Source organism: Cardiobacterium hominis (genome assembly GCF_900637305.1).
In the GTDB taxonomy this organism is placed as follows: domain Bacteria; phylum Pseudomonadota; class Gammaproteobacteria; order Cardiobacteriales; family Cardiobacteriaceae; genus Cardiobacterium; species Cardiobacterium hominis.
Genome location: NZ_LR134365.1, coordinates 1,525,838 through 1,540,000 on the forward strand (window position 1 = coordinate 1,525,838; position 14,163 = coordinate 1,540,000).

The 14,163-nt window shown below is 61.3% G+C and carries 15 protein-coding genes (1 of these 15 running past the window's edge); all 15 read right to left on the reverse strand.

Annotation, left to right across the window (positions count from 1 at the left end; all coding sequences use genetic code 11):
• Positions 1-51: 51 nt before the first annotated feature.
• Positions 52-492 carry a Fe-S cluster assembly sulfur transfer protein SufU gene (gene sufU / locus EL199_RS07450; RefSeq protein ID WP_004140207.1) on the reverse strand — a complete coding sequence of 147 codons (441 nt, stop codon included), beginning with the start codon at positions 490-492 and terminating at the stop codon, positions 52-54.
• Positions 489-1,685 (reverse strand): aminotransferase class V-fold PLP-dependent enzyme, encoded by a 1,197-nt coding sequence (locus EL199_RS07455; protein WP_004140209.1) that lies wholly within the window; start codon positions 1,683-1,685, stop codon positions 489-491. The genes sufU and EL199_RS07455 overlap by 4 nt, the downstream gene beginning before the upstream one ends.
• Positions 1,682-2,815, reverse strand: a complete 1,134-nt coding sequence (sufD, locus tag EL199_RS07460; RefSeq protein ID WP_004140210.1) for a Fe-S cluster assembly protein SufD — start codon at positions 2,813-2,815, stop codon at positions 1,682-1,684. The genes EL199_RS07455 and sufD overlap by 4 nt, the downstream gene beginning before the upstream one ends.
• Positions 2,815-3,585: a Fe-S cluster assembly ATPase SufC gene (gene sufC, locus EL199_RS07465; RefSeq protein WP_004140211.1), complete on the reverse strand. Its 771-nt coding sequence runs from the start codon at positions 3,583-3,585 to the stop codon at positions 2,815-2,817. Before sufC ends, sufD begins: the two co-directional genes overlap by 1 nt.
• Positions 3,586-3,657: 72 nt before the next feature.
• The gene (locus EL199_RS07470; RefSeq protein WP_004140214.1) at positions 3,658-4,314 is read right to left on the reverse strand and encodes a toxin-antitoxin system YwqK family antitoxin; all 657 of its coding nucleotides are present in this window, start codon (positions 4,312-4,314) and stop codon (positions 3,658-3,660) included.
• A 285-nt stretch (positions 4,315-4,599) separates the two neighbouring features.
• Positions 4,600-5,067 (reverse strand): hypothetical protein, encoded by a 468-nt coding sequence (locus EL199_RS07475; RefSeq protein ID WP_004140216.1) that lies wholly within the window; start codon positions 5,065-5,067, stop codon positions 4,600-4,602.
• Positions 5,068-5,151: 84 nt separating this feature from the next.
• Positions 5,152-5,565, reverse strand: a complete 414-nt coding sequence (locus EL199_RS07480; protein WP_004140218.1) for a nuclear transport factor 2 family protein — start codon at positions 5,563-5,565, stop codon at positions 5,152-5,154.
• Between the two features lie 208 nt (positions 5,566-5,773).
• Positions 5,774-7,216 (reverse strand): Fe-S cluster assembly protein SufB, encoded by a 1,443-nt coding sequence (gene sufB / locus EL199_RS07485; RefSeq protein WP_126316044.1) that lies wholly within the window; start codon positions 7,214-7,216, stop codon positions 5,774-5,776.
• Entirely contained in the window at positions 7,213-7,680 is a 468-nt protein-coding gene (locus tag EL199_RS07490; RefSeq protein WP_004140223.1) for an SUF system Fe-S cluster assembly regulator, read from the reverse strand. Before EL199_RS07490 ends, sufB begins: the two co-directional genes overlap by 4 nt.
• A gap of 80 nt (positions 7,681-7,760) precedes the next feature.
• Positions 7,761-9,758, reverse strand: a complete 1,998-nt coding sequence (locus EL199_RS07495) for a transglutaminase family protein (RefSeq protein ID WP_004140225.1) — start codon at positions 9,756-9,758, stop codon at positions 7,761-7,763.
• Positions 9,755-10,702, reverse strand: a complete 948-nt coding sequence (locus EL199_RS07500; RefSeq protein WP_004140227.1) for a DUF58 domain-containing protein — start codon at positions 10,700-10,702, stop codon at positions 9,755-9,757. The genes EL199_RS07495 and EL199_RS07500 overlap by 4 nt, the downstream gene beginning before the upstream one ends.
• Positions 10,702-11,646, reverse strand: a complete 945-nt coding sequence (locus tag EL199_RS07505; protein ID WP_004140229.1) for an AAA family ATPase — start codon at positions 11,644-11,646, stop codon at positions 10,702-10,704. The genes EL199_RS07500 and EL199_RS07505 overlap by 1 nt, the downstream gene beginning before the upstream one ends.
• A 121-nt stretch (positions 11,647-11,767) precedes the next feature.
• Complete coding sequence (locus EL199_RS07510) at positions 11,768-12,775, reverse strand: quinone-dependent dihydroorotate dehydrogenase (RefSeq protein ID WP_040354606.1); 1,008 nt, start codon at positions 12,773-12,775, stop codon at positions 11,768-11,770.
• A gap of 148 nt (positions 12,776-12,923) precedes the next feature.
• Positions 12,924-13,934 carry an amino acid ABC transporter substrate-binding protein gene (locus EL199_RS07515; RefSeq protein WP_040354608.1) on the reverse strand — a complete coding sequence of 337 codons (1,011 nt, stop codon included), beginning with the start codon at positions 13,932-13,934 and terminating at the stop codon, positions 12,924-12,926.
• 83 nt (positions 13,935-14,017) lie between these two features.
• Positions 14,018-14,163, reverse strand: partial view of a Grx4 family monothiol glutaredoxin gene (gene grxD, locus EL199_RS07520; RefSeq protein ID WP_004140235.1) — the 3' end only. It continues 181 nt past the right edge of the window; only the last 146 of its 327 coding nucleotides appear in the window; the start codon falls outside the window, past its right edge — the gene reads right to left on this strand; the stop codon is at positions 14,018-14,020.

A 14,163-nucleotide genomic window follows, 5' to 3' on the forward strand; every position in this document is an offset into this window, starting at 1 on the left:
GCTTCAGCCCACCGTTTTTCGTGGTGGGGCAAGCCCCACCCTACGATGTTTTTATTCTGTCTTTGCCGCGCTTTGGCCGTGCAGGGCGGCGTCCAGGGTGTGCCAGGCCAGCGTCGCGCATTTGACGCGCGAGGGGTATTCGCGCACGCCCGCCAGTACTTTGAGTTTGCCGACGCTGTCCGGGATGGGGTCTTGCGTGGTGGCGATGTGGTGGAAGTTGTGGTAGAGGTGCGCGAATTCGGCGAGGGTTTTGCCGCGCGCGAGGTCGGTCATCAGTGAGGCACTGGCTTTGGAAATAGCGCAGCCGTCGCCGACGAAGCTGACCTCGGCGATGGTGTCGCCGTCCATGCGCACAAATATTTTCAGGTTGTCGCCGCAGAGCGGGTTGTGTCCGGTGGCGCTGTGGTCGCAGGGTTCGAGTGCGTGGAAGTGGCGCGGGTGTTTACTGTGGTCGAGGATGACTTCCTGGTAGAGGGCTTTGAGGTCGTTCATGCGAAGAGTTCCTGGGTGGCGCGCACCGCGGCGACGAGGCGGGCGATGTCGTCATGGTTGTTGTAGGCGGCGAAGGAGGCGCGGATGGTGGCAGGGATGCCGAAGCGGCGCATGACGGGTTCGGCGCAGTGCTGGCCGACGCGCACCGCGACGCCGTGCTGGTCGAGCACGGTGCCCGCGTCGTGCGGGTGGATGCCGTCCAGGGTGAAGGAGATGACGGCTGCTTTGTGCGGTGCGGTGCCGATGAGGCGCAGGCCGGGCAGTTCGGAAAGCGCTTGTTCGGCGGCGGCGCGCAGGGTTTCTTCGTAGGCGCCGAGTCGGGCGACGCCTTTGTCGTTAATCCAGTCCAGCGCGGCGCCGAGGCCGATGGCTTCGACGATGGGCGGCGTGCCCGCTTCGAATTTGGCGGGCGGCGCGGCGTAGAGGGTGCGCTCGAAGCTGACGCTCAGAATCATGTCGCCGCCGCTTTGGTAGGGCGGCATGGCGTCGAGCAGGTCGTAGCGGCCGTAGAGGATGCCGATGCCGGTCGGGCCGTAGAGTTTGTGTGCGGAGTAGGCGAGGAAGTCGCAGCCCAGCGCTTGTACGTCCACCGGCATGTGGGCGACGGCCTGCGCGGCATCGACGACGGTGATGATGCCGCGCGCTTTGGCGCGGGCGATGAGCGGCGCGAGGTCGTTGATGGTGCCGAGTGCGTTGGAGACGAGCGCGGCGGAGAAGATTTTTACGCCGTCGAGCAGGTCGTCGAGGTTCGTGGTGTCGAGCGCGCCGTTGTCGTCGATGGGGATGACGGCGAGTTCGGCGCCAAAGCGCTGGCAGGCGCGCTGCCACGGCACGATGTTGGCGTGGTGTTCGAGCGCGGTCAGCAGCACGCGGTCGCCCGGTTTGAGGACGAGTTCGCCCAGCGAGCTTGCCAGCAGGTTGAGTGCTTCGGTGGTGCCTTTGGTGTAGATGATTTCTTCGGCGCGCGCGGCGTTGACGAAGCGGGCGGCTTGGGCGCGCACGGCGTCGTAGCGGGCGCTCAGTTGCTGGGAGAGGTGGTGCACGCCGCGGTGGATGTTGCTGTAGTGGTGGCGGTAGCAGTCGTCCATCGCTTCGATGACCGCCAGCGGTTTTTGCGTGCTGGCGGCGTTGTCGAGGTAGGTCAGCGGTTTGCCGTGGATGGTGCGGCTGAAGATGGGGAATTCGTGCTTCATGCCGCCGCCTCGTCGTCGCCGAGCCAGATGTCGCTGATGGTTTGGTGGACGGCGTCGGCGAGGGTTTGGTGTTCGACGACTACGGCTTCGTGCAGGAAGCTCAGGATGAGCATTTTGCGCGCCGCTTCGTAGCCGATGCCGCGCGAGCGCAGGTAGAACAGTGCTTCTTCATCGACTTTGCCAGTGGTGGAGCCGTGCGCGCATTGGACGTCGTCGGCGTAGATTTCCAGGCGCGGCACGCTGTGCGAGCGCGCGCTGTCGGAGAGGAGGATGTAGCGGCTGTCCTGGCGCGCGTCGGTTTTTTGTGCGCCGTGGGCGACGTAGATCATGCCGTCGAAGATGCCGAGCGCCGCGTCGTCGAGCGCGCCGCGCACGCGCTGGTGGCTTTCGCTGTTTTCGGTGAGGTGGCGCACGTTGAGGTGGTAGTCGCCGGTTTGTTTGCCCGTGAGCAGTTGTACGCCGCCGAAGGCGAAGTGTGTGCCTTCGCCGTGCAGTTCGCTGTGGATGTCCAGCCGCAGCAGGTCACCGCCTGCTTGCAGGGCGTTGATGCGTACCCGGCTGTCGGTGGCTTGTTGTACGGCGGCTTGTGCCACTTGTGCGGTGCCGGCGTCGCCATGAAACCACAGGGCGATGTCTATTTGTGCGCCGTCTTCGGCATTGACGGTGATGACCGGCAGTTGTGCGCCGCTGCGGCTGGCGCGGTAGTCTATCCAGAAGGCGCTGCGGCTGTTTTTCCCGGCGCGGATGTGGATGCGCGAGGTTTGCAGGCGGCGGGCGAGGAGGTCGATGTTGAGCGCGGCGATGGTGTCAAGGTCGGCGCCGTCGGGGACGGTGAGTTGTAGGGCGTCGGGCAGGAGCGCGAGGTTCAACGCGGCGAAGGCGGCGTCGTCCAGCGCCAGCAGGGCGCGGTCGGCTTCGGTAAAGGTGCCGAAGTCTTCGCCGATGGCGTCCGGCAGGTCAAATTGGTAGTCGGCGCCTTCGCTGCGGCGCGCGTCATCGCGCAGGGCATCGAGCGGTGTCCAGCGCCAGTGTTCGCGGCGGCGCAGGTCGCCCATGGCTTGCCAGCGGGTGAAGGCTTCTTGTTGTAGCGCGCCTTCGGCGGCGCGGATGTCCGGGAAGAAGCCGCTCATCAGGCGCTCCGGGCGGCGCCGGTTTCTTCGCCGCGGAAGTCGGCATAGCCTTTTTCTTCCAGTTGCAGCGCCAGCGTTTTGTCGCCGCTTTCGACGATTTCGCCATTGACCAGCACGTGCACGTAGTCCGGCACGATGTATTCGAGCAGGCGCTGGTAGTGGGTGATGACCATGAAGCTGCGCTTGGCGTCGCGCAGGGCGTTCACGCCGTCGGAGACGACGCGCAGCGCGTCGATGTCCAGGCCGGAGTCGGTTTCGTCCAGCACCGCCAGACGCGGCTCAAGCACCGCCATTTGCATGATTTCATTGCGTTTTTTCTCACCGCCGGAGAAGCCGACATTGACCGCGCGCGAGAGGAAACTGTCGTGCATTTTGACGCTTTTCATGCGGTTCTGGAGCAGTTCGTAGAATTCCATTGCGTCCATTTCGCCCTTGCCTTCGTAGGCGCGCTTGGCGTTTACCGCTGCTTTCAGGAAGTAGAGGTTGCTGACGCCGGGGATTTCTACCGGGTACTGGAAGGCGAGGAAAATCCCGGCGCAGGCGCGCTCGTCCGGCTCCATTTCCAGCAAATCCTTGCCGTCGTAGCTGATGCTGCCTTCGGTGATGACGTAGCCCTCGCGCCCGGCGATGACGTTCGCCAGCGTCGATTTGCCGGAGCCGTTCGGCCCCATGATGGCGTGCACTTCGCCCGCGCCGATGCGCAGATTGACGCCGTTCAGGATTTTTTTGCCTTCTTCGGTGGCGACGTGCAGGTTGTGGATTTCTAGCATGGGTGTTTCCTTGTTTTGATTTTGAAGCGGGGTCTTTCGGTAGGTCGGGCATTTATGCCCGACCTGCGCCACTCAGGATTTGCGCCGGGATCTTTTCGCAGTAGCGCGCGGTTGGCTGCCGGGGGTGATTTCCTGCACGCTCTCGGCGTCGCCGTTGGCGTCAAACCGGATGATTCTCACGAGGTTGCCCTGTTCGTCGTAATCACGCTCCTCGCCGCAGGTTTCGCCATTGCAGTAGGTCATGTCGCTTCTCAGCGTGCCGTTTGGGTGGTAGAACTGAACGGCGCCGTTCAGTTCGTCGTTTTGGTAATACATGACGCTTTTGATGCTGCCGTCCGGGTAGAAAGAGCTGCTTTTGCCTTCCTTTTTGCCGTTGTGGTAGTTGGTGATTCTTTGGGGGGTGCCGTCGGGGTAGCTGCTGACCATAAGGTCGTCAAATTCTCCGGCGGCGTTGGTGCTGTATGAATTGCCTGCGAGCCCGGGGCGGGTGTCGGCGCAGAGTTTGCCGCCTTCTGCACGGGCGGTGCAGTTGTGGGTCGGCGGTGGCGGTGGCGGCGGGATGTACATTGGTTCGGGTTCGACGTAGGTGTTGTTGCCGTATCCGTCAGGATTGCGCGGGCCAATGCCGTATGGGCCGCATTGCCCTGAGCCTGCGGGGTCATAACAGGCCCAGGCGACGGGGCTGGCAAGGGCAAGCACGAGTGTCAGGATTGTGGTTTGTTTGATCATCGGGTTTCCTTGTGTTTTTGAGGTTAGGGATTGGTTTACGGGATAGCCATAAAACAGGATGGTGCGCCGGGGCGCAGCCCGTGTTGTAGGGTGGGGTTTGCCCCACCGTTGAGAACCAAACCGTTTTGTGGTGGTGGGTCAAGACCCACCCTACGAAAGCAGGAGTGTCAGGATTGTGGTTTGTTTGATCATCGGGTTTCCTTGTGTTTTTGAGGTTAGGGATTGGTTATGGGTTTATGGTTTTACATACGGGGTAGCGACTATGGTGTATGTATATTTTGAGCCTCATAAAATGACGTTACTGAGGGAGAAAATAAACTTGGTAAGCCCGAATAGATAAAGAACGCCCAAAATAATTAGTCCCGCCATAACCCCCGCCAATGTTTCAAGGAAACCTTTTCCAAACGCTTCTTTTGCATTTTCTGCCCGGTATTGTGCAAGTAGTCCGATGAGCCAGCCCATAATCCAACTAATCAATATCCAGAAATAGTCGTGAACGCCAAAAATTCTGGAAGACAAATTGAAATGGCTCAACATAAAAAACCAGAATAATGCACTGCCACTAAGCGCAACGCCACTCAAGAAATAGGGTTTTGCCCTCAATGCCCAAGCAACCACGATTGGCAACAGCAATCCCGCGAGTAGCGGGAAATAGGCGCGCATCATATTGAACTGCCCCATCAGCAGGATGGCAATAACAGCAGGCAGGTATAGCGCCAGGGCGATTGATAGATCTATGTTGCGGGCGGTCATGGTTGGTTTTCGTGTTCGTCGAGTGAATATTTTGGGTTTACGCTTTATACATACAGGGTAGCGACTAAGGTGTATGTATATTTGTCATGCCTGCTTCGCCAGCGCCGAGGCTACCAGCATTTGTGTGCCGAACCAGCCCCAGTAGATGCGGTGCTGGCGGATTTTGCCGTCCGCCAGTTCCATCAGTTCGAGGATATCGACTTGCTCGCCGTCCGGCGTCTGTCGCGGGTATTCCCACACCAGCAAGTTGCCGCTGGCGAGGTAGCGTCCGTCGCGGTACCAGCGCACCAGTTCGTTCGGGCGGCGGCGCGTGCCTTCTGCGAGGAAGGCTTCTATTTCCGCGCGTCCGCGCAGCACGCCGCTGGCGCGCGCCATGATGACGGGAACGAGCGGCGATTCAAATTCGGCATCGTCGTGGTAGAGGTCAATCAGCGCGGCGGTGTCGCGGTTTTTCGCAGCTGTGTGCCAAGCTTCGTAGATGTGTTGGGCGTCTGTCATGGTTTTTTTTCGGGTTTTCGTAGGGTGGGGCTTGCCCCACCGGCTGCGGTTCACGGTTTACATACAGGATGGCGGGGTTGGTGTATGTAAATGGATGCGGTGTTTTGTTGTTGCACGGTTTGTTTGCTGCCCCACCCCGTCCCGTCCCGGTCGTCGCGGTGGGGCAAGCCCCACCCTACCGTTTTACACACAGGGGAGAGGGGATGTGTTAGCCGACGCTGCCTTCCAGCTTCAGCTCTATCAGCCGCTGTGCTTCGACCGCAAATTCCATCGGCAGTTCCTGGAAGATTTGTTTGCAGAAGCCATTGACGATGAGGCTGACCGCGTCTTCTTCGGACAGGCCGCGCTGCATGCAGTAGAAAATCTGGTCTTCGCCGATTTTTGCGGTGGTTGCTTCGTGTTCGACTTGCGCCGTCGGGTTTTGCACCATCAGGTACGGAAAGGTGTGCGCGCCGCAGTCGCTGCCGATGAGGAGCGAGTCGCATTGGGAGAAGTTGCGCGCACCCGCCGCACCCGGCAGGATTTTGACGAGGCCCCGGTAGGCATTCTGCGCATAGCCGAGCGAGATGCCTTTGGAGATGATGGTCGATTTGGTGTTTTTGCCGATGTGGATCATTTTCGAGCCGGTATCGGCCTGCTGGTAGTCGCGGGCGAGCGCTACCGAGTAGAACTCGCCGATGCTGTCATCGCCTTTGAGGACAACGCCGGGGTATTTCCAGGTAATCGCTGAGCCGGTCTCGACTTGTGTCCAGGAGATTTTGCTGCGCGCGCCTTCGCACAGGCCGCGCTTGGTGACGAAGTTGTAGATGCCGCCGTTGCCGTCTTTGTCGCCGGGAAACCAGTTCTGCACGGTGGAGTATTTCACCTCCGCGTCTTCGTGGGCGATGATTTCGACGATGGCGGCGTGCAGCTGGTGCTCTTCGCGTTTCGGCGCGGTGCAGCCTTCGAGGTAGGAGACGTAAGCGCCTTTATCGGCGATGATGAGGGTGCGCTCAAACTGGCCGGTGTTGGCGGCGTTGATGCGGAAGTAGGTGGAGAGTTCCATCGGGCAGCGCACGCCGGGCGGGATGTAGCAAAACGAGCCATCGCTGAAGACGGCGGAGTTGAGCGCGGCGAAGTAGTTATCGTCCATGCGCACCACCGAGCCGAGGTATTTGCGCACCAGTTCGGGGTGTTCGCGCACTGCTTCGGAGAAGGCGCAGAAGATGATGCCTTCTTTGCCAAGGCGGTCTTTGAAGCTGGTGGCGACCGAGACGGAGTCAAAGACGGCATCAACCGCAACGCCGGCAAGCATTTCCCGCTCTTGCAGCGGGATGCCGAGTTTTTCGTAGGTGCGCAGCAGTTCGGGATCGACTTCGTCCAGCGATTTGGGGCCGTCTTTCTGGGTTTTTGGCGCGGAGTAGTAGGAGATGGCCTGGTAGTCGATGGGTTTGATGTTGAGGTGTCCCCAGTCGGGCTGTTCCAGGGTCAGCCAGTGGCGGTAGGCAGCGAGGCGGAATTCACGCAGCCAATCCGGCTCGTTTTTCATGCGCGAGATGTGCACGATGACGTTTTCGTCAAGGCCGGGCGGCAGGGTTTCTTGTTCGATGTGGGTTTCAAAGCCGTACTGGTATTCGGTTTCGGCAATTTTTTTCAGTTCTTCGTTGCTCATGAGGCTTCTTGTTTGAGGTCGTTATGTTCGGGGAATTTCAGGGTGCGTTCGTGTTGGCGACGCTCAAAGCGCTGCATGTCGGCCAGCGTTTTCGCCGCCAGCATGGCGCGGATGTCGTCGTTCAGTTCTTGCCAGAAGGGGCTGAACTGGCAGTGCTCGGCCAGCGCGCAGTTGGTCTCGCCATTTGTACATTCGACCAGCTCCGGCCCGCCTTCGATGGCTTCGACCACGTCCAGCGCGGTCACGCTTTCCGCCGCGCGCGCCAGCTGGTAGCCGCCGTGTGCGCCACGGATGGATTCGAGGATGCCTTGCTGGGTCAGGCGTTTCAAAACTTTGCCGGACATCGGCACGGCAATGCGCGCTTCTTTGGCAAGGGTCGCGGTATTGCGCGCCGCGCCCTCGGCAGACAAGATGGCGCCGAGCAGCAGGAAGGCGTATTCGCTTTCTTTGGTGATGCGCAGCATGGTTGCTCCAATCAGAACGGGGCGGGTACTTTATGCCTTTTGCCCGGTGCGCGCAAGGGGATGGTGCAGAAAAACTGGCGTTATAAGCGGATTCGTTTTAGCAAACTCAACAGTTGCGAAGCGTTATCATCCTCGCGGTAACGCAGCGATTCGTAGAGGGTCGCCGCCTCCAGCAGTCTGTCCGCTTGTTTTCCCTCGACTTCTTTGGCAATGCGTCGGAAGAACACCGCCACCGATTCGGCAGTCGCCTTGCTGTAGCCGCGTTTTTCCCATGCCGCCAGTTTGCGCCGCAAGGCACGGGCGACGGCATCGTCGTCGCTGCGCGGGCGGCGCGTCCACAGCCAGTAGAGCAGCGCGCTGCCGACGCCAAGCAGGATGAGCAAGACGAATATCAACGCGGCCGAGCCGAAGGTTTGCAGGCCGAGGCTTTGCAGCAGGCTGTTTTGTTGATCGCGGTCGAGGTCGATGACCCAGTCCTGCCAGAAGGCCTGCGTCGCGTCCATCGCGCTGCGCAGCCAGGCAACGGCGCCGAGGTTTTCGGCGATGCGCGTGCTGAAGGCGCGGCTGTCTTCACCGGCGGTCAGTACGCCGCCGGAGAGTTGTCCTTGCAGGATGCGGTTCGGGGCGACGGCGGCAGTCGGGTCGAAGCGCACCCAGCCTTCGCCATCCAGCCACAGCTCTGCCCAGGCGTGTGCCGATTCTTCGCGCACTACCCAGTCGCCGTTGAGCGGGTTGCGCGCGCCGCCCTGATAGCCGATGACGACCCGCGCCGGAATGCCGACGCTGCGCGCGGCGAGCACCATCGCGTTGGTGTAATGCTCGCAGAAGCCGATGCGGTCGCGGAAAAGGAAGGTTTCTGGATTGCCCGCGCCGGGTGGCGGTTCGAGTGAGTAGTAGAATTCTTCCTCGCGCAGCCGTTTGAGGAAGCCTTCGGCGAAACCGCGTGCGCTGTTGCCGTTCTCCTGGAGCAGGCGTTGCGCCAGTCCCTGCGTTTGCGGGATGGTCAGACCGGGCGGCAGTTGCAGCGCGTCTTCCCGGTCGCGACGCGACAGTTCGTCGTCGGTGCGGAAATCCAGCGCCGAGGCGAGGCTGAAGCGGTTGGCGACGACGCCGCGCGCCGTCCGCGGCATGGCAATCTGGAAGGCGCTGCCAAGTGGCGTGTCCGGCGGCAGTTGCAGCGGCAAATCGAGCGCGGGCAGCCATTTCAGCCCGGCCTTCACCGGCGTCAGCTCGTAATGCACGACGCTGTCTTTTTGATAGGTATAGGGCGCCGGGCCACGGAACAGGTCGCCGCGCCGTTGCAGCCACTGCTTGCCGTCAAAATGCCACAGCACCGGGCCGCGCCAGTACAGCTTGCGGCTGTCCGGCACCTTGTCGCCGGCGAAACGCACGCGGAAGGCGATTTCATTGGACTGCGCCAGCGAGGAGAGATCGTCCATGCGCATCTCGTCCGGCAGACCGGTCACGGCGCCTTTGCCCTGCTGCGGCATGCCCCACAGCGGCTGGATGCGCGGAAAGAGGAAAAACATCGCCGCCGCAAACGGCAGGGCGATGAGCAAGAGGCGCAACATGTCGCGCCAGCGGGCGAACTGCACCCGCGCCCGCCCCAGCTGTTCAAAGCGCACCAGCCCATGCACGCTGATGGCCAGCGCAAAGAGCAAATAGAGAAAAATCAGGATGGACTGCGAGAACATCAAAAACGCCAGCATCAGCAGCGTTTCCAGCAAAAAGAGTACATGCACGTCGCGGCGGTTGCGCGACTCCAGCAGCTTGCAGACGCTCATCGTCACGAGCAGCGCGACAAACGACAGCGTCAGCCCAAGCGTGCGCAACTGCCCGTAAATCACCATGCCGCCGATGAGCATCAGGCCGAGGGCGGCGGTAATCGCCAGGCGCTCGTCAGCGCGGACAATGGCGACGAACTTCAGCGCCAGGGCGACCGCCAGCAGCACTGCCAGCAACGACGGCAAAAAGAAAAACAGCGGCAACGCCACCAGCGTAAACGTCGCGGTAATGCGCCGCCATTCGCGCGGCTCAAGGCGGTCCTGATACGCCTGCGCGCTCACCCAGCGGATCATGCGCCACCCCCAAACAGCGCCAGCGCGCGCAAGCAGGTCTCGCGCTGCTCGCGCCCGTGGCCAAAATCAAAAAAAGCATCCGGCAGGCGCAGCGCATAAGAAAGCCCCTGCGCCTCCGCCTCGACAATCCATTTGGCCAGCTGCGACAGGCGCTGCTCCGTGCCACCGGCGAGCGCGGCGAAATCCAGCAACACCCGCGGTGCGCCTTCACCGGCAAACTGCTTCAAGAGCAATTCGCCACGTCCGGCACGCTTCCAGGCGACGCGCGAGAGCGAATCGCCCAGCACATACGGGCGCAAGCCGGACAACTCATCATCGCCCGCCGTCGCCCCCTGCGCCTTGCCCGCCCCGGCCGCCGCCTGCCACGGCAGCGGCAAATCGCCCGCCGGACGCGGATAAACCAGCACGCGCGCGTCCAGCCACAGCCACGCCCAAGTGACGAACGCGCCGAGCGGATGCGTGCAGAACACCTCAATCGGCGCCATCACGTGCCAGCCGCGTTGCCACGTCGTCTCGCGCAGCACCACCAGCGCCGTTGCCCCGGCGCGCAATTCATCGCTCACCGCGCGCTGCTCGTCGTTGCGCACATGCACCAGCCCGCGTTCGCGGCCGTCACTTTCCACCACCGTCAGCGTAAACGACGCCTCGTCGCCCGCCCACACCGGCGCGCCGCCCTGCGCGGCAAACGCCAGCCCGGCGAGCTGTCCGGCAGTAATCGTCCCGCCGAGCAAAAACACCGAAAAAGCCAAAAACGTCAAGGCATAGCCCAGATTCAACTGATGATTGGCCGACCAGACGAACATCACCGCCAGCACCGCCAAAAACGCCAGCCCGAAGCGCGTCGGCACCACCGGCATGCGCAACACCGACGGCAACAACCGCGAGCCGACCGCCTCCCGCTGCCGCGCCCGCCAATACGCGCGCGCCCTGTCCTCAATCGCCATTACAACGGCACCGCCACCTGACCGAGCACCCGCGCAAGCGCCGCCTGATGCCCCTCACTATCCGCATGCACCGAGCGCAGCCGGTGCCAGGCGACCGCCGGAAACACCTTCTGCACAAACTCCGGCAACACCGCCGACTCACCGCGCAACAGCGCATACGCCTGCGCCGCCCGCACCAGCGCCAGCCCGCCGCGCGTCGAAAGCCCGTGGACAAAATCGCCGCTGGTGCGCGTGTACGCCAACAACTTCTGCACATACTGCGCCAGCGCTTCCGACACCACCACCTGCGCCGTCGCCTGCTGCAACGCCAGCACTTCCTCGCGGGACAGCACCGGTTTAGCTGCGGCGAGCATCGCCTCGCGCGACACCCCGCGCAAAATCTCCGCCTCGCGCGCCGCGGTGGGATAACCGAGCGACAGACGCATCAAAAAACGATCGAGCTGCGACTCCGGCAGAGCAAACGTGCCAATCTGCTCCAGCGGATTCTGCGTGGCAATCACAAAAAACGGTGACGGCAGGCGGTGCGTTTGCCGGTCAAGCGACACCTGCCGCTCCTCCATCGCCTCCAAAAGCGCCGACTGACTCTTGGGCGACGCGCGGTTAATCTCATCGGCGAGCAACAACTGCGTAAACACCGGCCCCTGATGAAAAACCAGCGTCTGCGCGGCCGCATCCAGCGTCGAAAAACCAATGACATCCGCCGGCAACAAATCGGAGGTGAACTGAATACGGCGAAAATCCAGGCCGAGCGTCGCGGCAAAGGCTTTCGCGAGCGTCGTCTTGCCCGCGCCGGGCAAATCCTCGAGCAACAAATGCCCGCGTGCGAGCAGACAGGCGACCGAGAGCGCAATCACCTCCTGCTTGCCGACGACAATCGACGCAAGCTGATTGAGCGCCTGATGCAGCTTCTGCCGCAACTCCGCAGATAAAACCGTTGATGACATGGAACCTCCTTGCAAAAAATCCGTGCGGGAATAAAACGCACCGCTTGGGCGGTGCGAACATGACAGAAATATTAACAAAAAATGCGCGCCGCCAACGCTGAAAAAGCAGGCGGCAGGGCGTTTACGCCTGATCCAAATGACGCAGACAATCGCGGACAAGTTGCGGCCCGCGATAAATAAGACCGCTGTAGATTTGCACCAAGTCGGCGCCCGCGTCCAGCTTCGCCTGCATATCGGCAGCACGCATCACGCCGCCCGCGGCAATCAGCGCCATCTGCGGCAAGTGCGCACGGATTTTTTTGACAATAGCGGTGCTCGCCGCAGTCAGCGGTGCGCCGGAGAGGCCGCCCTGTTCGCCGCCGTAGCGGTGGCTGGCAACCGCGCTTTTATCGAGGGTGGTGTTGGTGGCGATGATGCCGTCCATGTTGGCCTCGGCAATGGTGTCGAGGGTGGCGTAGAGTGCGGCGTCGTCGAGATCGGGCGCGATTTTGACCACTACTGGCACGCGGCGCGCCGTTTCATCAGCAAGGCGCTGTTGCTCGGCCTTGATGCCCGCGAGCAGGTCGCGCAGCGCCGCGCCGTGTTGCAGGTCGCGCAGCCCGGCGGTGTTGGGCGAAGAAATATTGATGGCGAGATAGTCGGCGTGCGCCCAGGCTTTTTGCAGGCCGATGCGGTAATCATCCAGCGCGGCTTCGTTCGGCGTGTCCTTGTTTTTGCCCAGGTTGATGCCAAGCAGCGCGCGTGGTTTAGGCGTGGTAGCGAGACGGGCGGTCAAGGCGTCAATGCCGAGATTGTTAAAACCCATGCGGTTGATGATGGCCTCATGTTCGGGCAGGCGGAACAGACGCGGGCGCGGGTTGCCCGGCTGCGGACGTGGGGTGACGGTACCGACCTCGATGAAACCAAAACCGGCGCGGTCAAACGCGCTGACGGCAACACCGTTTTTATCGAGGCCTGCAGCCAGACCCAAACGATTTGGGAAGGTCAGCCCCATCAGTTCAACGGGTTTGCCGCCCGTGCCGCGCGGCATGAAGACGGGCATACGCGCCAGCAGGGCAAGGGTGCGGTTGTGCGCGCGCTCGGGGTCAAGACGAAAAAGGAGGGGGCGGAGGTAGTCGTAGGGGTTCATGGGGTTCCTTTTACAGGTATCGTAGTGTCGTAGGTTGAGTTAAGAGCTGCTTACAACCGTCCTAACTATTTGAAAATACGGGGTGCGGCAGGGTAAAGGGAATATTTCCACAAGCTACTATCCTGCCGTGCCCCGAACACTACTTACCTTAGCGCAGCGGCGGTGCGAACATGATGCCGCCTTGGTTCCAGAGGCGGTTCAGGCCGCGTTCGATGTTGAGCGGCGAGTCTTTGCCGACGTTACGGTCGTAGGCTTCGCCATAGTTGCCGACGTGTTTGATGATTTTTGCGCAAAAGTCCGCGCCAACCCCCAGCTTGTCCGCGCCGTTCGCTTCAAGGCCGAGCAGGCGGCGAATGTTCGGGTTGTCGCTTTTTTTCATCTCTTCCAGATTGGCCTTGCTGACGCCGTATTCTTCGGCATTGACCATGCAGAAATGCGTCCAGGCGGCGAGGTCTTTGAAGCCCGGGTCTTCCTGGCGCACCAGCGGGCCAAGCGGCTCTTTGGAGATGACTTCCGGCAGGATGATGTGGTCGTCCGGTTTGGCGAGCAGTTTGCGCTGCACGTACAGGCCGGAGACGTCGGAAGAATAGGCGTCGCAACGCCCGGCATCGTAAGCGGATTTCACTTCTTCGGATTTTTCGAAAATGACCGGCTTGTATTCCATGCCGTTTGATTTGAAGTAATCCGCCATGTTGGTTTCGGTACTGGTGCCGGTGTTGGTACAGATGGAGGCGCCGGAGAGCTCTTTGACGCTCTTGATGCCAAGATCTTTGCGCACCATGAAGCCTTGACCGTCGTAGTAATTCACGCCGATGAAATCGAACGGCATATCAACGTCGCGCGAGGTCGTCCAAGTGGTGACGCGCGCCAGTACGTCAATTTCACCGGATTGCAGTACGGTAAAGCGCTCTTTTGACGAGGTTGGGCGGAAGCTGACTTTTTCCGGATCGTCAAAAATGGCGGAGGCCAACGCGCGACAGTAATCCACGTCCAGCCCCGTCCAGCGGCCACTGTCATCAGCGACGGAAAAACCGGCTAGCGCTTGCGTGACGCCGCAGCGTAGTTCGCCGCGTTTTTTGACATCGTCCAATGTGTCGGCCTGCGTGGTTTGCACCAAGGTGGCCAGACCAAGAGCGGTAAAAAGCAGTGATTTTTTCATGATGTTCTCGCAATATGTTGAAAGGAAGGTCGATTGTGCCATGCTTGCCGGAGTGGCGGGATAGCGCTTGGTTATGCCTATATTCAAGTTTCGTCAGGCCACTCAATATCAGCAAGTAACGGCGCCAGTTCGCCAGCCTGATGCATCTCGGTGATGATGTCGCAACCGCCGATCAGTTCGCCCTTGACCCATAACTGCGGGAAAGTCGGCCAGTTGGCGTATTTCGGCA